The organism is Bradyrhizobium sp. HKCCYLRH3073 (assembly GCF_051167995.1).
Lineage (GTDB): Bacteria > Pseudomonadota > Alphaproteobacteria > Rhizobiales > Xanthobacteraceae > Bradyrhizobium.
This window is the reverse complement of the sequence record NZ_JBNPUD010000017.1, coordinates 69,231-86,354: the sequence shown is the minus strand read 5'-3', so window position 1 is coordinate 86,354 and position 17,124 is coordinate 69,231. Positions and strand designations below refer to the sequence as shown.

Below are 17,124 nucleotides of genomic sequence, written 5' to 3'. Positions count from 1 at the left end.
GAGGATGGCAGACATGACACGAGCAGCCGCGGAGATCACTCGCGAGTACGGCCCCTTCGACGGCGCCGAGCGCGTCAACGGCGTCAGCTATGACGGCCGGCAGGTGTGGATCGCGACCGGCAGCAGCATCAAGGCGTTCGATCCCGCTGACGGCACGGTGCGGACGTCCATCGATCTCCCCTCTCACGCCGGCACGGCGTTCGATGGCCGGCATCTCTATCAGATCGCGGAAGATCGCATTCACAAGGTCGATCCCGACGACGGCCGCGTGCTCGCGACCATCCCGGCGCCCTCGGGTGGCGGCGACTCCGGACTTGCCTGGGCGGAGGGATCGCTCTGGGTCGGCGCCTATCGCGATCGCAAGATCCACCAGATCGACCCTGCGACCGGAAAGATCCTGCGCAGCATTCCGTGCACGCGCTTCGTCACCGGCGTCACCTGGGTCGACGGCGAGCTCTGGCACGGCACCTGGGAGGACGACGTCAGCGACATCAGGCGCATCGATCCCGCCACCGGCGAGGTGCTCGATCAGCTCGACATGCCCGCCGGCACCGGTGTCTCCGGCATGGAATCCGACGGCGGCGAGACGCTGTATTGCGGCGGCGGCGACAGCGGCAAGGTGCGCGCGATCAGGCGGCCGAAGCGGGCGCGAGGGTGAGCCGCTGACGGCTCCGCGACAGGAAGTGGCCTACTTGCCGATCGAGGTGTAGGCCGCCTTGCGGAAATTGGCGTTGGCCTCCTCGCGCGTCTGCAGCTGCTGGCCACCGCCGCCACCGACCGGCCTGGTGGGCGTGACCACCGAGAACAGCACGAAGCCGCCGGCCTTGCGCGGGAAGATGAAGTATTCGGCGATATCCGACTTCTCGCTGTCCTCGCAGGAGGACATGCCGCGGAACACCACGGCGCTGTCGACCAGCTCGCTGTTGCGCGCCGAGATGAACTTGCCCTTGCAGTCGCGCGCGTCGTTGCCGATGATCGTGGCGGCGACTTCCAGGCCGTCGACATTGCGCTGTGGCGGCACGATCCGAACGAAGCCGGTGGCGTTGTCCGCCTTCCAGGCGACCCCGCCCGATGTCAGCCACACCGGCCGCTCGCCTCCGCCCAGAATGGCCGGATGCGACAGCGAGGCCTTGAGGATGAAGTTGGAGGCGATCTGCATCGCTTCCAACTGCAGCTCGGGAGAATCCTCCGCGGCACGTGACGGCTGCGTGCTGGCGGTTGCGGCGGGCGCGGCGCCGGCAGGAGCTGCCTGACGCTGCGCCGAGTGAGCACCGGGCTGCACCGTGAAATTCGTCGCTGCCGCCAATCCGCCGGCATTGATCATGCGCACGCAATTCGCCAGCGACGGCAGCAGCACCGACGTGCCGTTCAGATCGAACTGGAACAGATTGCCCTGCGCGAAGGCCGACATCGTCCGAGCCGCCCTGAACGATTTGATCAGGCTGGAGTCGTTCGGCATCGGCACGACGACCATGTTGGCCGACCACATCGAGCCCTCGACATTGTAGGAATTGCGCCCGTCGAAGCTGAGCACGATGGGAAACTTCTGCCCCTGCGAGAGCGACCAGCCAGGATGGATGAAGGCGAGAGCCCAGTTGTAGGTCGGCAGCGCGAGAACGCCGAAATTGATGCCGCTCTTGTAGCTGGCGGATGCGATGCAGCTCGAGAACTTCCCGGTGTTGTCGTCGGTGTAGGCGCCGCCCGACCAACCGGCCACGGAGACGGAGCCGTAGGGCCCCTTCGCATGCGCAGTCTCGTTCAACGCAGATATCGCCGTCAGCGCCAGAAGTGAAAGTACCGTTCCAAGGATCGCCCGCCGCACCGTCATCCCAATTCCCCGTTTTCGCCGCATTGTTGCAATTCCCGCGGCTACGTCAAGTAGCAGCGACGAATGCGCGACTACCCCAGGGATTGATCTGCTGACCGGCTTCGTGCCGGCGCAGGCACAACATGTCGCGGTCGTCCTCCACAGCCCTTCATGGGAGCGTCATCGAACTCCGCTAGCGCTTGCCGGGTCTCACGCAGGCCAAAGGTTTCCTCGACATGACCACCACGCTGCCGGTGCTCGGCGCCGCCCTCTCCGTCAAGTCCATTCCCGCGCATCGCGACTGGCTGCTCGAACGCCAGCGCGATCTCGAAATCCAGGACTTCTTCCGGGCGGATCTTCTCGACAGCGACTGGCGCAGCACTGCCAACGAGATCAAGTCGATGCTGTCGGGCCACACCGGCCGGCTCGGCATCCACGGCCCGTTCTGGGGCTTCAAGATCGACAGCCACGATCCGATGATCCGCCGCGCCGTCACCAAGCGCCTGCTGCAGGGGCTCGAGGTCGCCGAGTTCCTCGGCGCCACGCAGATGGTGATCCACTCGCCCTACACGACCTGGGACTACAACAACATCGACATGCTGCCGGACAACCGCGAGGCGCTGATCGAGCGTGTCAGGGCGACGCTCTCCGATGTGATCGCTTCCGCCGAACAGGCCAATTGCGAGCTGGTGATCGAGAACATCGAGGACAAGGATCCGCTCGATCGCGTGGGCCTGGCGAAGGCGCTGGGCAGCAGCAAGGTGCGCGTCTCGCTCGACACCGGCCATGCCAACTACGCGCATCATTCGACGGGCGCACCGCCGGTCGACTACTACGTCGACGCCGCCGGCGACATGCTGACCCACGTGCATCTCCAGGACACCGATGGCTATGCCGACCGTCACTGGGCGCCCGGTGAAGGCAACATCCGCTGGGTGGCGGTGTTTCGCGCGCTGGCGCGCCTCACCTCCAATCCGCGCCTGATCCTCGAGCTGCGCAACCATGATCACGTCAAGGCCGGCGCGGCGTATCTCGCCTCGCTCGAGCTGGCTCAGTAAGCCACCACGTTCGCGCTTTCAGACGACCTCAGACCACAGAGAGATTGCCATGACCAAGCTCACCCGCCGCGGCCTGCTCGGCGCCGGCGCCGCGATCGGCGGCAGCTTCATCCTGCCGCGCGTGTCGATCGCGCAAGCCGACAACCGTCCCTCGGTCACCATCGCCGTGCAGAAGGTGACCAACTCGAACGTGCTCGACGTGCTGCGCGAGCAGTCCAATGTCGGCGAGCGCGTGTTCTACTCGTCGCTGTGGGAAAGCCTGATCTCGAAGAACTTCCGCGGCAATCTCGAAGCCGTCCCCGGCCTTGCCACCGAGTGGAAGCGCATCGACGACCAGACCGTCGAGCTGAAGCTGCGCCAGGGCGTCAAGTTCCACAATGGCGACGAGATGACGTCCGAGGACGTCGTGTTCTCGTTCAGCCGCGAGCGCATGTTCGGCGACAGCGAAGCCAAGAGCCGCACCACCATCAAGGCGTTCGAGAAGATCCCGACGCCGCGCCCCGGCAAGGAGCTGCCGCCGGACGTGATCGGCGTGGCGCGCCGGATGTGGCCGGACCTCGTCCGCGTCGACGCCGTCGACAAATACACCGTGCGCTTCGTCAACGCGACGCCCGATGTGACCATCGAGGGCCGCCTGATGCGCTACGGCTCCGACATCATGAGCCGGCGCGGCTGGGAGGAGGCTGCGAGCTATCTCGACTGGGCGCGCAAGCCGATCACGACCGGTCCCTACAAGATCGTCGAGTTCAAGCCCGACGTGTCGCTGACGCTCGAGGCTCATGACGAATATTGGGGCGGCCGACCGCCGCTGAAGCGCATCCGGTTCCTGGAAGTGCCGGAGGTCGCGAGCCGCATCAACGGCCTGCTGTCCGGCGAATACCAGTTCGCCTGCGACATCCCGCCGGACCAGATCGCCGGCATCGAGAAGAACGCGGCGTTCGAGGTCCAGGGCGGCACCATCCTCAATCACCGTCTCACCGTGTTCGACAAGAACCATCCGCAGCTCGCCAATCCCCTGGTGCGCCGCGCCTTCACCCATGCGATCGATCGTCAGGCCATCGTCGACAGCCTGTGGGCCGGCCGCACGCAGGTGCCGAAGGGCCTGCAATGGGAGTTCTACGGCGACATGTTCATCGCCGACTGGAGCGTGCCGGCGTTCGATCCGAAGCTGGCGCAGGACCTGCTCAAGCAGGCCGGCTACAAGGGTGACCCGATCCCCTATCGCCTGCTCAACAACTACTACACCAACCAGGTCGCGACCGCGCAGGTGCTGGTCGAGATGTGGCAGGCGGTCGGCCTCAACGTTCAGATCGAGACCAAGGAGAACTGGTCGCAGATCCTGGAGCGCGGCCCGACCCGCGCGGTGCGCGACTGGTCGAACTCGGCCGCCTTCAACGATCCGGTGTCGTCGCTGGTCGCCCAGCACGGCCCCAACGGCCAGCAGCAGCAGGTCGGCGAATGGAGCAACGACGAGCTCAACCGGCTGTCGGAGTTCCTGGAAACCTCGACCGATCGCGAGGCGCGCAAGAAGGCGTTCCGCCGCATGCTGGAGATCGCCGAGCGCGAGGACCCCGCCTATACGGTGCTGCACCAGAACGCGACCTTCACCGCCAAGCCGAAGTCGATCAAATGGAAGGCCTCGCCGGCCTTCGCGATGGACTTCCGCACCGGCAACTACGGAGCGTGACGCCGTGGCGCCGCTGGTCAGCATCTCCGGCCTGAAGGTCGCCTTCGACGGCACGCCTGTGCTGCACGGCATCGATCTCGACATCGGCAAGGGCGAGGCCATCGGCCTCGTCGGCGAGTCCGGATCCGGCAAGTCGGTGACTTGGCTCGCGGCGCTGGGTCTCCTGCCCGGCAAAGCGCAAGTATCAGGCTCGGCCAGGCTCGAAGGCCGCGAGCTGCTCGGCGCCGACGGCAAGGTGCTCGACCAGGTGCGCGGCCGCCGCATCGCGATGATCTTCCAGGATCCCGCCAGCGCGCTCAATCCGGTGCTCACGATCCGGCGCCAGCTGTGTGAAAGCCTGGCGCTGCATCGCAGCCTGCGCGGCGAGGCCGCGCGCATCGAGGCGCTGAGGCTGCTCGATCTCGTCGGCATCCCCGATGCTGTCAGGCGGCTGTCGGCCTATCCGCACGAATTCTCCGGCGGCCAGGTCCAGCGCATCATGATCGCGATGGCGCTCGCCGGCCAGCCCGACCTCCTGATCGCCGACGAGCCGACCACTGCGCTCGACGCCACCATCCAGGCGCAGATCCTCGATCTGCTGTCGGCCATCCGGCGCGAGTTCAACATGGCGATGGTCCTGATCAGCCACGACCTCGGCGTCGTCGCCGAGAATTGCGACCGCGTCTGCGTGATGTATGCCGGCCGCATCGTCGAGCGCGCCCCCGCCACGCGGCTGTTCGACGATCCCTGGCATCCCTATGCGCAGGGCCTGATCGGCGCGCTGCCGCCGCTCGATGGCATCAGGCGGCGGCTACAGGCGATCCCCGGCACGGTGCCTGATCCGCGCGCGCTGCCGAGCGGCTGCGCCTTCGCGCCGCGCTGCACGTTTGCCGGCGACGGCTGCCACGCCGGCGTGCCGCCGCTGGCGCCGGTGGAGCCAGACCGCGCGGTGGCCTGCCTGCGGCCGCAGCGCCTGCCGGTGGAGCTCGCCGCCGAATGACAGCGCCGCTGGTCGAGGTCTCCGGGATCTCGCGCACCTATCGGATGCGGTCCGGCCTGTTCGGGCGTCCCGCATCCGTCCACGCCGTCGATGGCCTGAGCTTCTCGATCCAAAAGGGAGAGACACTCGGCATCGTCGGCGAGTCCGGCTCCGGCAAGTCCACCACCGGCCGCATGGTGCTCGGTCTCGAGGCGCCTGACCACGGCAGCGTGCGCTTCGACGGCGCGCCGGTCGCTGCACCCGGCTCGGCGGCGTGGCGCGCCCAGCGCGCGCGCATGCAGATGATCTTCCAGGATCCGCTCGGCGCGCTCGATCGACGACTTCCCGTGGCCTTGCAGATCCGCGAGCCGCTCGACATCCACGACATCGGCACCAGAGCCGAGCGCGACGCGCGCGTGCATGAGTTGCTCCAGGCGGTCGATCTCAACGACAGCCACGGCGCCCGCTATCCCGGCGCCCTGTCCGGCGGTCAGCGTCAGCGCATCGTGCTCGCCCGCGCGCTGGCGACCAAGCCAGACTTCCTCGTCTGCGACGAGCCGGTCAGCGCGCTCGACGTTTCGATCCAGGCGCAGGTCGTGAACCTGCTGGTCGACCTGCAGGCCCAGCTCGGATTGACGATGCTGTTCATCAGCCATGACCTGCGCGTCATCAGGCAGATCAGCAGCAAGGTGGCGGTGATGTATCTCGGCCGCATCGTCGAGTATGGCGACGCCGACGATCTGTTCGCGCGGCCTCAGCACCCCTACACGCAGGCGCTGGTATCAGCCTCCCCTGCTCCGGGACGCCGCAGCACCAACCGCATCGTGCTGACGGGCGACCCGCCCAATCCGGCGGCGCGTCCCGCCGGCTGCGCCTTCCATCCGCGCTGCAGCCACGCGACCGCCCGCTGCGCCCACGAGGAGCCCGTGCTCACCGCGCTGGATCAGCAGCGCCAGGTGGCCTGTCATCTCGTCTCGGGGCAGCAATCGCAGACCCAGGACGCCGCGTGATGCTGCGCTATTTCGCCATCCGCCTGGCGCGTGCGCTGCTGACGATCGCGCTCGTCGTTACCTTTGCCTTCATCGTGCTCCGGCTGTCGGGCGATCCCGCGCTGATGATCATGGGGCCCGAAGCGCCGCCCGAGGTCATCGAAGCGTTCCGCAAGGCCTGGGGCCTCGATCATCCGATCTGGATGCAATATCTCGACTACTTCAGGGCGATCGGCCAGGGTGAGCTCGGCCGCTCGATGCGTGATGGCCGGCCCGCGATCCAGCTCGTCATCGAGCGCATCCCCGCGACCCTGGCGCTGACCGCCCCGGCGTTCCTGTTGAAAGTGCTGCTTGGCATTCCCGCTGGCGTCTACGCCGCGCTGCATCGGGGATCGGCGATCGACCGCGCCGTGATGATCACGGCGGTCGCGGGCTTCACGGTGCCGAGCTTCGTGCTGGCGCTGATCCTCGTGCTGATCTTCGCGGTGCAGCTCGGCTGGCTGCCCTCGGGCGGACAGGACTCGTGGCGTCATGCCATCCTGCCGATCGTGACGCTCGGCTTCGGCGGCGCCGCGGTGCTGGCGCGGTTCACGCGTAGCGCCATGCTGGAAATCCTCGGTCAGCCCTATATCAGAACGGCGTCGGCCAAGGGCGTGCCGTGGCGCCGGGTGATCACGAATCACGCGCTGCCCAACGCGGCGATCCCCACCGTCACCATTCTCGGCTTCATGGTCGGCAGCCTGATCGCCGGCGCTGTCGTGGTCGAGAGCGTGTTCTCCTGGCCCGGCGTCGGCCGTCTGCTGGTCGTCGCCGTCGCCAACCGCGACCTCGCGGTCGTGCAATGCATCCTGCTGCTGGTGGCGATGACGATGGTCACGTCGAACCTGATCGTCGATTTCCTTTACGGCCTGCTCGATCCGCGGCTGCGCAGCAAGGGAGCAGAGGCATGACCGACCTTGCATTGAAATCGCCCGCCGCGCGGCGGCCGCGCTGGCCGAATATTCCCGTCTCCGTGACCATCGCCGTCGGCTGGATCGTCGCGATGCTGTTGCTGGCGATCTTCGCCGATCAGCTCGCGCCATACGGCTTCACCAAGTTCGATCTGCGCAATCGCCTGTCCTTGCCCGGCAACCCGGCGCATTGGCTGGGCACCGACGAGCTCGGCCGTGACGTGCTGTCACGGCTGATCGTCTCGATCCGGATCTCGCTGCTGATTGCGTTCGGCGCGACGGCGATCTCCGCCATCGCCGGCACCACGCTCGGCTTTCTCGCCGCGCATTTCCGCGGCCTCGTCGAGCAGGCGGTCCTGATGCTGGCGGACTTCCAGGCCAGCATGCCGTTCCTGATCCTGGCGCTCGCCGTGCTCGCCTTCTTCGGCAATTCGCTGCCGCTGCTGATTGGATTGATGGGCCTGTTCGGCTGGGAACGCTACGCACGCATCGCGCGCGGGCTCGCCATCTCCGCCAATGCGCAAGGCTACGCCGCCGCCGTGCGCCAGCTCGGCGCGACGCCGCAGCGGGTCTATCTCAGGCACATCCTGCCGAACATCGCCTCGACTCTGATCGTGTCGATGACGCTGGTGTTTCCGGAAGTCATCCTGCTGGAGTCCGGCCTGTCCTTTCTCGGGCTCGGCGTGCAGCCGCCGATGACGAGCCTCGGCAACATGGTCGGCTATGGTCGCGAGTATCTGACGCGCGCGCCGTGGATCATGCTGGCGCCAGCGGTCACGATCGTTGTGACGACGCTCGCCGTGTCCGTCATCGGCGACTGGCTGCGCGACCGGCTCGACCCGACGCTGCAATAGCTATGGTCAACGGCTAGCGTCGTGACGAGCCGCGGCACCATGCTCGCAGACGATCATGGCATGCCCCGCCTGCTCGCCCGCCAGCGCCATCCATTTCGACGCCTGCTGCAACCACTGATCGCGGCGGGCCGGATCGCGTTCGGCCTCCTCGCGACAACTCAATGCCGCAGTCATGCATGCCGATCTTCTGTCCATAAGATCATGGCCCGACACATCAACGCAAACGGCACTCACATGGGATATCGCGATTTCAGGTTGTGATCAATTCCACGCCGCCTTGCCGCTATGGTTCCGCATGGCGCATCGGCAATGAATGATGCGCGTGACAGGCGGCGACCGCGGCATGGCCGAACGCCACCGCGATCTGATGCAGGTCGGTGACGACGTCGCCGATGCCATAGAGTCCTGCGACGCCGCAGCGCTGCTTGACATCGACCTCGAGAAAGCCCTCAGTCGTATGCCGCGCGCCGAGCCGGATGGCGAGGTCGGAGCGGACATCGGCCCCCATCGCGGGATACACGATCTCGAACCGCGCGCGGCTGCCATCGACGAACGACGCTTCGAGCGCACCGTCCCGGCGCTGCAACGCATGCAGCTGCGGCGTCACCCGAACGCCGGCGGCGGCAAGCTCCTGCCGCTTCGCCGCATCCTGCGCATCATCGATCGGGATCAAGGTGACGTCCGAACTATAGACGCGCATGAACAGCGCCTTGCCGGCGGCATCGGCGAGCTCGCCCACGATAGCGATCTTGTGGCCGATGGCTTCGAAGCCGTCGCAGACGGGACAATAGCGCAGCTCGCCGTCACCGACCGCCGCTCGCCAATCGGCCAACGGCGGCTGCTTGTCGACAATCCCCGTTGCGAGGATGACGCGCTGTGCGGTGACCGTTCCGCGCTCATGAGTCGCAACGAGATCTGCATCGCGCGTGTCGAGAGCGCTCACCGTGCTCCGGATGATCGGAACGTGAAGTTCTTCGACCTGCCGCTGCATCCGTGCGAGCAGCTCGCTTCCAGGCATGCCGTTCGGAAAACCCGGCAGGTTATGGCTCCGGGGAATCAGCGCCGCCCGCGACGCGCCGCTGTCGACGATCACGACCCGGCGCCGGAACCGTGCGAGGTAGATCGCGGCCATCAGGCCTGCGGGACCGCCGCCGATGATAAGTACTTCGGTGTGCATTGTCGCTCTCGTTCAACTAACGGAACCAAATGTCGGGAGGCGGAACGGTTCCTGATCCTCTTGTCAACTGGCGGAGACGCCGGAACAAGAATGGAACCATTCACGGCCATCGAGTGTTAACTTATGTCGCTGCCGCGGCGGAAAAGCCGTGCAAACTTGGCAGCGAGGGGGATTTGTTGCGAGGGCGCGTGGATGCGATTTGTAAATTCGACCGATGAAAGCTTGATGGCGTACTACGAAAGTGTCCGAAAGCAGGTGGCCGCCGACAGCCGGATCGGGGGCCCCTACCGCCTGATCGGTGATCGGGCCAAGCAGTATGCGCAGGAGCTCCAGGCCGAGATGCGGCGGCGGCAGTTGCGCTTCACGCCGATCGATTGGCCGAACTGATTTGGACAAGGATCGTGTGGCTCATCGAAGCCACCAGACAATCATTTGCGAAAGCACGGCCGCTGCTTATACGCCCTCTCCCCTTGTGGGAGAGACAAGTAGGACAGAGCGGCAAACGCGGTTGGGTGAGGGGTCTCCCGCCGCGAGAGCCGTACTCGGAGCAATACCGCTAGCAATACCCCTCACCCCACCGCGCACGCGGATAGGCCGGCGATGCCCTCTCCCACAAGGGGAGAGGGCGCTGTATCGTGCAGCTTCACTGCGGTGTTATACGAAGAGCGGCGACAATCATTCCCACGACCAGCTCGAGAAATCATTCTCGAACTGCGGCACGTCCTTCCAGACCCCCTTGAGCTTCTTGTTGATGATCGTGATCCACTGCGGCTGGAACAGGAAGCCCGCAGCGGCATCGGTCGCCAGCATGCGCTGGGCGTCGCCGAGCAGCTTGGCACGCCCGGTCTCATCAGGCGTATCGACGATCTTCTGATAGAGCTTGTCGAAGGCCTCCGACTGATAGCCGAAATAGTAGTTCTTCTCGGTGAACTTCACGAGATCGAACGGCTCGACATGCGAGACGATGGTCAGGTCGAAATCATGCGGCCCGTTGAACACTTGTGACAGCCACGCTGCCCATTCGAGGTTCTCGATCTTGGCGACGATGCCGACCTTGGCCAACTGAGCCGCAAGCACCTCGCCGCCCTGCCGCGCATAGGCCGGCGGCGGCAGCCGCAACGACAGTTGCAGCGGCGTGGTCACGCCGGCTTCGGCGAGCAGTTTCTTCGCCTTCTCCGGGTCGTAGGGATTGATGTCGGTGGTGTCGACATAGCCGAGCGAGCCCGGCACGTAGAAGCTGCCGATCGGCGTCCCCAAGCCGTCGACCGCGCCTTCGATCATCGCCTTGCGATCGATCGCGGCGAGGATCGCGCGGCGGACGCGAACGTCGTCGAGCGGCTTCTTCTTGTTGTTGATGGTGACGATGGTCTTCGCCTTGGAGCCTCCGATCAGCACGGTGAAGCGCGGGTCGGACTTGAACTGGGGCAAGGTGCGCGCCGTTGTGCCGCGCGGGAAGGCGTCCACGTCGCCGGACAGCAGCGCCGCGACCTGCGCCGCCGGATCGGAGATGAAGCGTATCGTCACCTTGGACAGCTTCACGGCAGCGGCGTTGCGATACTCGGGCCATTTGTTCAAGGTCAGCGATGAGCCCTTGGCCCAGGCGCCCAGCGTGTAAGGCCCGGTGCCGACCGGCTGCGTCGCGTTGGTCGGTGCGCTCTTCGGCTCGATGATCGATGCGGTGGCCTGTCCGAGCAGGAACGGCAGGTTGGGCTCAGAATATTTCAGCTTGACGACGATGGTCTCGGCGTCGGGAGCCGTCACGGACTCCATCGCCTGGAACAGCGCCTTGTCCTTGTTGGTGCTGTTGGCGGCGCCGGCGCGCTCGAACGAGAACTTCACCGCGGCGGAGTCGAACGCCTCGCCGTTCTGGAATTTCACACCCTTGGCGAGCTTGAAGGTGTAGCTCTTCAGATCGGACGAGGCCTGCCAGCTCGAGGCCAGCAGCGGCGAAACCGAGCCGTCCTCGTTGATCTTGGTCAGCGTCTCATAGACGTTGTAGAGCGTCACCTCGGCGATGGCCGCCGCGGCCGCGCTGGTCGGATCGAGCCCCGGCGGCTCCAAGGTCATGCCGACGACGACGCTGTCCTTCTTGTTCTGCGCGAGAGCCGGCGCTGCGGCCGCAACGAGCGCGGCCAAGACGATGATCGATAGTCTTTTCAACATTGTTTGTTTCTCCCTGAGGAAACCAAATTACGCGTCAAAGCGGCTTCGAGACAAGTGGCTGCTGTTCCGTTGCGACGAGCGCCGGCAGCGTCATCACGCTTTCCGCTTTATGGCAGGCGGCCGAATGCGCTCCCGTGAGCGTTCGCAATGCGGGGGCCGTCGTGCGGCACTGCGCATCGGCGAGCGGACAGCGCGGCGCATAGGCACACCCGGCGGCTCCCGATGACTGCGAGGCGATCGCAACGTCCGTACGCCGGCGCCTGACAGCGCCAGCCTGCGCGCGAGGCACGGCGTCGAGCAACGCGCGCGTATAAGGATGCGCGCATTGGCCGAACAGGTCCTCCGGCCGCCCGCGCTCGACGATGCGGCCGAGATACATCACCGCGACCTCGTCGCAGAGATAGTCGACGACCGCGAGGTCATGGCTGATCAGCACGTAGCTGAGGCCGTACTGCTCCTGCAGGTCCTGCATCAGGTTGAGCACCTGCGCCTGCACCGACACGTCCAGCGCGCTGACTGGCTCGTCGGCGACGATCAGCCTGGGCTGGGTGATCAACGCCCGCGCGATCGCGATGCGCTGGCGCTGGCCGCCGGAAAACTCGTGCGGATATTTGTCCATGTCGGCATCGCGCAATCCGACCTGCCGCAGCACCGTGGCCACGCGCGTGCGCAGGACTTCGCGATCAGGAGACTCCAGAGCGGTCAGCGGCTCGGCGACGATGCGCGCAATGGTCTGGCGCGGATCGAGCGATCCGTACGGGTCTTGGAACACCATCTGGAATTCGCGGCGGGCGCGCCGCAACTCATCCGCCGAAAGGCGGTGGAGATCGCGTCCAGCCATCAGCACCGATCCCGATGACGGCTTCTCCAGCGCCATGATCAGCCGCGCCAAGGTCGATTTGCCGGAGCCGGACTCACCGACGATGCCGAGACTCTTGCCCGCCATCAAAGACAGCGACACGCCGTTCAACGCGAGCACCTCGCCGGGCGGCCGCAGCAGACTCTCGCGCGGCAGCGCATAGCGCTGCACGAGATCCGTGACCTCGAGCAGCGGCGTCTCGGCCGACATCTGCGCGGCGGTGCTCAAGCGACCACTCCCACCGGGTCACGCGCGAGCGCGGCATCGGCGCGGATGCAGCGGACGCCGTGCCCGGCGCCGATCTCGCCCAGAGACGGCAGCGCGGTGCGGCAGGCGTCGATCACCAGCCCACAGCGATCTGCGAACGGACAACCGGCCGGCAGATCGGCCAGCTCCGGCACCGTGCCGGCAATGGTCGAGAGGCGCGTGCCCTTGCGGGCCCCGAGCCGCGGCCGCGCCCTGAACAGGCCCTGCGTGTAGGGATGACCCATGCGCGAGAACACCGCGTCGGTGGTGCCGCTCTCGACCACCGTGCCGCCATACATCACGATCATGCGCTGCACGTTCTCGGCGATCACGCCGAGATCATGCGAGATCAGGATCATTGCCATGCCGCGCTCGGCGACCAGATCGGCGATGAGATCGAGGATCTGGCGCTGGATGGTGACGTCGAGCGCGGTGGTCGGCTCGTCGGCAATCAGCACGTCGGGCTTGCAGGCAAGCGCCATCGCGATCGTGATGCGCTGGCGCTGGCCGCCGGAGAACTGGTGCGGATAGGCGTCGTAGCGTCGGGCGGGGTCCGGCAGACCGACGCGGTCGAGCAGCGCGATTGCCTGGCGCTTCGCCTCGGTCGCCGTGCAGCCGGTATGCCGCAGCAGCGGCTCGGCCACCTGGTGGCCGATCGTGTGCATCGGGTTGAGCGCGGTCATCGGCTCCTGAAAGATCATGCTGATGCGGTTGCCACGCAGCTTACAGTAATCGGCCTCACCAAGACCGACCAGCTCGCGGCCATCAAGCTTGATGCTGCCGCTAACGACGGCGCTATCGGGCAGAAGCCCAAGCAGAGCGAGCGCGGTGATCGACTTGCCGCAGCCGGACTCGCCGACGATGCCGAGCGTCTCGCCGCGCCGGAGCGCGAAGGAGACCTCGCGCACAGCTTGCGCCGAGCCGCGGCTGGTATTGAGCCGGATGCCGAGACCCGAGACATCGAGCAGAGGCTGATCGCTTGCAATCATCGCTGCCTCGCCAGCCGCGGGTCGAGCAGATCGCGCAGGCCGTCGCCGAGCAGGTTGAGGCCGAGCACCGCGAGCGCGATGGCGGCGCCGGGATACACGGCGAGGCTCGGCGACTGGAACAGCAATGTCTGCGCATCGTTCAGCATCCGTCCCCAGGACGGCTGCGGCGGCTGGGTACCCAAGCCGAGATAGGAGAGCGCCGCCTCAGCCAGGATCGCCAGCGCGAACTGGATCGTCGCCTGCACGATCAGGATCGACAGGATGTTCGGCAGCACGTGCTCGATGGTGATGCGGAAGCGGCCCTTGCCGGCGGCACGCGCCGCCAGGATGAACTCGCGCGCCCAGATCGCGCCGGCCTGGCCGCGGGTGACCCGCACGAACACCGGGATCTGGAAGATGCCGATCGCGGCGATCGACGTCGCCATGCCCGGCCCGATCACCGCCGCCAGCATGATCGCCGACAGCACCGCGGGAAAGGCGAAGGTGAAGTCGCTGAAGCGCATGATCAGCTCCTCGGTCCAGCCGCGCCGGGCGGCTGCGACCAGGCCGAGGCAGACGCCGCAGGTGAGACCGATGCCGACGGCGATGACGCCGACCAGAATGGTCGCGCGGGCACCCACCAGCAATAGCGAGACGATGTCGCGGCCGAGCACGTCGGTGCCCAGCCAATGCGCTGCTGATGGCGGCCGCAATTTGGATGCGACGTCGATCTCATAGGCCGACCATGGCGTCCATACCAGCGACAGCAGTGCGGCGCCAAGCACCAGCAGACAGAGCAGCGCGCCGACCGTGAAGCTGCGATGGCGCAGCGCGCGGCGCCAGAACGCATTGGACGCAGGCGCAGCGCCCGTTTGAACGACCACGGCAGAACTCACAACTCGTGCACCTTGATGCGTGGATCGATCACCGCATACAGCACATCGACCACGAAGTTGACGATGATGACCATCGCCGCCAGCAGCATCACGCAGTTGCGCACGACGATCAGGTCGCGGTTGGCGATCGACTGGAAGATGAGGCGCCCCAGGCCGGGCAGATAGAACACGTTCTCGATCACGATGGTGCCGGCGAGCAGATTGGCGAATTGCAGCCCCATCACGGTGAGCACCGGGATCATCGCGTTGCGCAGCACGTGCTGCCACAGCACCTCGCGCTTGGTCAGGCCCTTGGCGCGCGCGGTGCGCACGAAATCCTCGCGCAGCACGTCGAGCACGGCCGAGCGCGTCACCCGCGCCAGGATCGCGGCCTGCACCACGGCCAGCGCCACAGCCGGCAACAGCAGCGCGCGCAGGCCCGGCCAGATGCCGTCCTCCCAGCCGGGGAAGCCGCCGGCCGACAGCCATTGCAGCTTCACTGCAAACAACAGGATGAGGAGGATCGCGAACCAGAAGTTCGGCAAGGCGATGCCGATCTGGGTCAGCGACATCACGCCGACGTCGCCGAGCCGGTTGTGATTGGCGGCGGTGTAGATGCCGGCCGCGAGCGCCAGCGCGGTCGTGAGTCCCATGGCCAGGATCGCGAGCGGAATGGTCATCGCCAGCCGCTCGCGGATCAGTTCGGCCACCGGCGTTCCATAGGCGTAGCTGTTGCCGAGATCGCCGGTCAGCAGGCCGCCGATCCAGTGCAGGTAGCGCCAGGCCAGCGGCTGATCCAGCCCGAGCTTGACGGTCAGCGCCCTCACCGCATCGGGCGAGGCATCCGCGCCCATCAGCATCTGGGCGGCGTTACCCGGGAGCGCGTCGAGCACCAGGAATATGATCAGCGACGCGCCGACGAGGGTCGCCAGCAGGGTCAGGAAGCGCCGCAGCAGAAAAACGCTCATTCGCGCCGGGACTCCAGTTTTCGGCGGCCGCACGTTCCACAGCTTTCGGCTCTGATGCAAGCCCGTTGCCTGCATGATTGCCATTGCCCGACGCAGGCACCTTCGCACACCGCACCGGCCGGGGTATCTCCCGCTTGATCCCGGTCAACGGCGGAGCGCCGGCGACCGCCATCATGCGGCTGATCGCAACAACGCAAGGGCCCATCTCGATCATGACCATCCGTCCGAGCTTTCTCTGGGGCGCCTCGACCTCGGCCTTCCAGATCGAGGGCGCAGCGCACCTCGACGGCCGCGCCGACAGCATCTGGGATGTCTATCTGCGCGCCCCCGGCCGGGTGAGCCACAACGACACCGCCGAGACCGCCTGCGATCACTATCATCGCTACGCTGCGGACGTAGCGCTGATGCGCGATCTCGGCCTCAATGCCTATCGGTTCTCGGTCGCCTGGCCGCGGCTGCTACCGCAGGGCCGCGGCGCGGCCAACGAAGCCGGTCTCGCCTTCTACGACCGCCTCATCGACGCCCTGCTTGCCGCTGAGATAGAGCCGTGGCTCTGTCTCTACCACTGGGACCTGCCGCAGGCGCTGGAGGCGCTCGGCGGCTGGCAGAACCGCGACATCGCCGGCTGGTTCGCCGACTATGCCGCGCTGGTCGCGCGGCGCTATGGCGACCGGGTCAAGCGCTTCGCGACCTTCAACGAGCCGTGCGTGTTCACCCTGTTCGGCTACGGCCTCGGCTGGCACGCGCCGGGGATCGCCGACGGCGCGGCCCTGCACAAGGCCATTCATCACGTCAATCTCGGCCATGGCCGCGCCGTCGACGTGCTGCGCAGGGACGTGGCCGGCGCCTCGATCGGCGCCATCCACAATCGGCAGCCCTGCTACCCTGCGAGCGACAGTGCGGAGGACGCCGCGGCCGCCTTGCGGCTCGCCGCCTATTGGAACGATGCCTTCCCGTTTCCGCAGGCCTTTGCCTGCTACCCGCCGGAGCTCCAGGAGGCCGTCGCACCCTATATCGCAGCCGGCGACATGGCGCAGATCGCTCGCCCCGTCGACTGGTTCGGCCTCAATCACTATTCGCCGCACTACGTCAAGGCGGGCAGCAACCTGATGGGCGCCAGCTTCGGACCGCCTCCCGCGGAAGTGCCGCGCAGCGCAATCGGCTGGCCTGTCGTGCCCGAGGCGTTCCGCGATACGCTCCTGGACATCCACAGCCGGTTCCGGCTTCCGATCTACGTCCTGGAGAACGGAACGGCGGCCAATGACATCGTCGATGCATCCGGCAGCATCCAGGACGACGGCAGGATCGGCTATCTCAAGGCGTATACGACCGCGATGGAACAGGCGATCGCGGCGGGCGCCGACGTGCGCGGCTATTTCGTCTGGTCGCTCCTGGATAATTTTGAATGGGGGGCAGGCTATTCGCAGCGCTTCGGCATTGTCTATGTCGATCGCGCCACCCAGCGCCGCATTCCCAAGGCGTCGGCGCGGTGGTATTCGAACATGATTGCGGCTCACCGGGCATCCGACGATCCCGCCGGGCGGCACAACCGGGCGGAAGAGTGA

Annotated in this window: 17 protein-coding genes; 9 read left to right on the top strand and 8 right to left on the bottom strand. The window is 66.5% G+C overall.

From position 1 onward, the window contains the following. Positions 1 to 13: 13 nt before the first annotated feature. On the top strand, positions 14 to 658 hold the full coding sequence (locus ACQR1X_RS28925; RefSeq protein WP_434894698.1) for a Vgb family protein: 645 nt from the start codon (positions 14 to 16) through the stop codon (positions 656 to 658). Between the two features lie 30 nt (positions 659 to 688). Here the strand turns inward: ACQR1X_RS28925 and ACQR1X_RS28920 are convergent, their stop codons facing one another. Then, positions 689 to 1,828, bottom strand: a complete 1,140-nt coding sequence (locus ACQR1X_RS28920) for a hypothetical protein (RefSeq protein ID WP_434894697.1) — start codon at positions 1,826 to 1,828, stop codon at positions 689 to 691. 215 nt (positions 1,829 to 2,043) lie between these two features. On the opposite strand from ACQR1X_RS28920, the gene ACQR1X_RS28915 reads away from it, so the two are divergent. From ACQR1X_RS28915 to ACQR1X_RS28890, 6 genes are read left to right on the top strand one after another with little or no spacing between them, the layout of a single operon-like run. Continuing rightward, positions 2,044 to 2,865: a sugar phosphate isomerase/epimerase family protein gene (locus tag ACQR1X_RS28915; protein ID WP_316182448.1), complete on the top strand. Its 822-nt coding sequence runs from the start codon at positions 2,044 to 2,046 to the stop codon at positions 2,863 to 2,865. 49 nt (positions 2,866 to 2,914) lie between these two features. Continuing rightward, positions 2,915 to 4,552 (top strand): ABC transporter substrate-binding protein, encoded by a 1,638-nt coding sequence (locus tag ACQR1X_RS28910; protein ID WP_315803414.1) that lies wholly within the window; start codon positions 2,915 to 2,917, stop codon positions 4,550 to 4,552. Between the two features lie 4 nt (positions 4,553 to 4,556). After that, complete coding sequence (locus tag ACQR1X_RS28905; RefSeq protein WP_434900111.1) at positions 4,557 to 5,531, top strand: ABC transporter ATP-binding protein; 975 nt, start codon at positions 4,557 to 4,559, stop codon at positions 5,529 to 5,531. Continuing rightward, positions 5,528 to 6,520, top strand: coding sequence for an ABC transporter ATP-binding protein (locus ACQR1X_RS28900; RefSeq protein WP_434900110.1), 993 nt, complete (start codon positions 5,528 to 5,530; stop codon positions 6,518 to 6,520). The genes ACQR1X_RS28905 and ACQR1X_RS28900 overlap by 4 nt, the downstream gene beginning before the upstream one ends. Further along, entirely contained in the window at positions 6,520 to 7,449 is a 930-nt protein-coding gene (locus ACQR1X_RS28895) for an ABC transporter permease (protein ID WP_316217428.1), read from the top strand. Before ACQR1X_RS28900 ends, ACQR1X_RS28895 begins: the two co-directional genes overlap by 1 nt. After that, positions 7,446 to 8,303 (top strand): ABC transporter permease, encoded by an 858-nt coding sequence (locus ACQR1X_RS28890; protein WP_315803410.1) that lies wholly within the window; start codon positions 7,446 to 7,448, stop codon positions 8,301 to 8,303. Before ACQR1X_RS28895 ends, ACQR1X_RS28890 begins: the two co-directional genes overlap by 4 nt. A 6-nt stretch (positions 8,304 to 8,309) precedes the next feature. On the opposite strand, the gene ACQR1X_RS28885 is transcribed toward ACQR1X_RS28890, so the two are convergent. Together ACQR1X_RS28885 and ACQR1X_RS28880 are read right to left on the bottom strand one after the other, a co-directional pair. Next, entirely contained in the window at positions 8,310 to 8,477 is a 168-nt protein-coding gene (locus ACQR1X_RS28885; protein WP_315803409.1) for a hypothetical protein, read from the bottom strand. 109 nt (positions 8,478 to 8,586) lie between these two features. Then, positions 8,587 to 9,480: an NAD(P)/FAD-dependent oxidoreductase gene (locus tag ACQR1X_RS28880; RefSeq protein WP_434894695.1), complete on the bottom strand. Its 894-nt coding sequence runs from the start codon at positions 9,478 to 9,480 to the stop codon at positions 8,587 to 8,589. Between the two features lie 225 nt (positions 9,481 to 9,705). On the opposite strand from ACQR1X_RS28880, the gene ACQR1X_RS28875 reads away from it, so the two are divergent. Beyond that, positions 9,706 to 9,867: a hypothetical protein gene (locus ACQR1X_RS28875; protein WP_315714266.1), complete on the top strand. Its 162-nt coding sequence runs from the start codon at positions 9,706 to 9,708 to the stop codon at positions 9,865 to 9,867. Positions 9,868 to 10,155: 288 nt separating this feature from the next. Here ACQR1X_RS28875 and ACQR1X_RS28870 read toward each other — a convergent pair whose 3' ends face one another. Genes ACQR1X_RS28870 through ACQR1X_RS28850 form a run of 5 tightly spaced genes read right to left on the bottom strand, consistent with a single transcriptional unit; the run spans position 10,156 to position 15,559 of the window. Further along, positions 10,156 to 11,643, bottom strand: coding sequence for an ABC transporter substrate-binding protein (locus tag ACQR1X_RS28870; RefSeq protein WP_434894694.1), 1,488 nt, complete (start codon positions 11,641 to 11,643; stop codon positions 10,156 to 10,158). A gap of 34 nt (positions 11,644 to 11,677) precedes the next feature. After that, on the bottom strand, positions 11,678 to 12,712 hold the full coding sequence (locus ACQR1X_RS28865) for an ABC transporter ATP-binding protein (RefSeq protein WP_434885088.1): 1,035 nt from the start codon (positions 12,710 to 12,712) through the stop codon (positions 11,678 to 11,680). A gap of 14 nt (positions 12,713 to 12,726) precedes the next feature. Further along, positions 12,727 to 13,737 carry an ABC transporter ATP-binding protein gene (locus tag ACQR1X_RS28860; protein WP_434900109.1) on the bottom strand — a complete coding sequence of 337 codons (1,011 nt, stop codon included), beginning with the start codon at positions 13,735 to 13,737 and terminating at the stop codon, positions 12,727 to 12,729. After that, complete coding sequence (locus ACQR1X_RS28855; RefSeq protein ID WP_316182444.1) at positions 13,734 to 14,600, bottom strand: ABC transporter permease; 867 nt, start codon at positions 14,598 to 14,600, stop codon at positions 13,734 to 13,736. The genes ACQR1X_RS28860 and ACQR1X_RS28855 overlap by 4 nt, the downstream gene beginning before the upstream one ends. 8 nt (positions 14,601 to 14,608) lie before the next feature. Beyond that, the gene (locus ACQR1X_RS28850) at positions 14,609 to 15,559 is read right to left on the bottom strand and encodes an ABC transporter permease (protein WP_316217433.1); all 951 of its coding nucleotides are present in this window, start codon (positions 15,557 to 15,559) and stop codon (positions 14,609 to 14,611) included. Positions 15,560 to 15,771: 212 nt separating this feature from the next. Here ACQR1X_RS28850 and ACQR1X_RS28845 point away from each other — a divergent pair, with 212 nt between their 5' ends. Further along, the gene (locus ACQR1X_RS28845; protein ID WP_316217434.1) at positions 15,772 to 17,124 is read left to right on the top strand and encodes a GH1 family beta-glucosidase; all 1,353 of its coding nucleotides are present in this window, start codon (positions 15,772 to 15,774) and stop codon (positions 17,122 to 17,124) included.

What these genes read in the sequence shown, in the direction of transcription:
- ACQR1X_RS28925 (WP_434894698.1), top strand. Translation starts at nt 14, where the DNA reads ATGACACGAGCAGCCGCGGAGATCACTCGCGAGTACGGCCCCTTCGAC.
- ACQR1X_RS28920 (WP_434894697.1), bottom strand. Translation starts at nt 1,828, where the DNA reads ATGACGGTGCGGCGGGCGATCCTTGGAACGGTACTTTCACTTCTGGCG.
- ACQR1X_RS28915 (WP_316182448.1), top strand. Translation starts at nt 2,044, where the DNA reads ATGACCACCACGCTGCCGGTGCTCGGCGCCGCCCTCTCCGTCAAGTCC.
- ACQR1X_RS28910 (WP_315803414.1), top strand. Translation starts at nt 2,915, where the DNA reads ATGACCAAGCTCACCCGCCGCGGCCTGCTCGGCGCCGGCGCCGCGATC.
- ACQR1X_RS28900 (WP_434900110.1), top strand. Translation starts at nt 5,528, where the DNA reads ATGACAGCGCCGCTGGTCGAGGTCTCCGGGATCTCGCGCACCTATCGG.
- ACQR1X_RS28895 (WP_316217428.1), top strand. Translation starts at nt 6,520, where the DNA reads ATGCTGCGCTATTTCGCCATCCGCCTGGCGCGTGCGCTGCTGACGATC.
- ACQR1X_RS28890 (WP_315803410.1), top strand. Translation starts at nt 7,446, where the DNA reads ATGACCGACCTTGCATTGAAATCGCCCGCCGCGCGGCGGCCGCGCTGG.
- ACQR1X_RS28885 (WP_315803409.1), bottom strand. Translation starts at nt 8,477, where the DNA reads ATGACTGCGGCATTGAGTTGTCGCGAGGAGGCCGAACGCGATCCGGCC.
- ACQR1X_RS28880 (WP_434894695.1), bottom strand. Translation starts at nt 9,480, where the DNA reads ATGCACACCGAAGTACTTATCATCGGCGGCGGTCCCGCAGGCCTGATG.
- ACQR1X_RS28875 (WP_315714266.1), top strand. Translation starts at nt 9,706, where the DNA reads ATGGCGTACTACGAAAGTGTCCGAAAGCAGGTGGCCGCCGACAGCCGG.
- ACQR1X_RS28870 (WP_434894694.1), bottom strand. Translation starts at nt 11,643, where the DNA reads ATGTTGAAAAGACTATCGATCATCGTCTTGGCCGCGCTCGTTGCGGCC.
- ACQR1X_RS28865 (WP_434885088.1), bottom strand. Translation starts at nt 12,712, where the DNA reads ATGTCGGCCGAGACGCCGCTGCTCGAGGTCACGGATCTCGTGCAGCGC.
- ACQR1X_RS28860 (WP_434900109.1), bottom strand. Translation starts at nt 13,737, where the DNA reads ATGATTGCAAGCGATCAGCCTCTGCTCGATGTCTCGGGTCTCGGCATC.
- ACQR1X_RS28850 (WP_316217433.1), bottom strand. Translation starts at nt 15,559, where the DNA reads ATGAGCGTTTTTCTGCTGCGGCGCTTCCTGACCCTGCTGGCGACCCTC.
- ACQR1X_RS28845 (WP_316217434.1), top strand. Translation starts at nt 15,772, where the DNA reads ATGACCATCCGTCCGAGCTTTCTCTGGGGCGCCTCGACCTCGGCCTTC.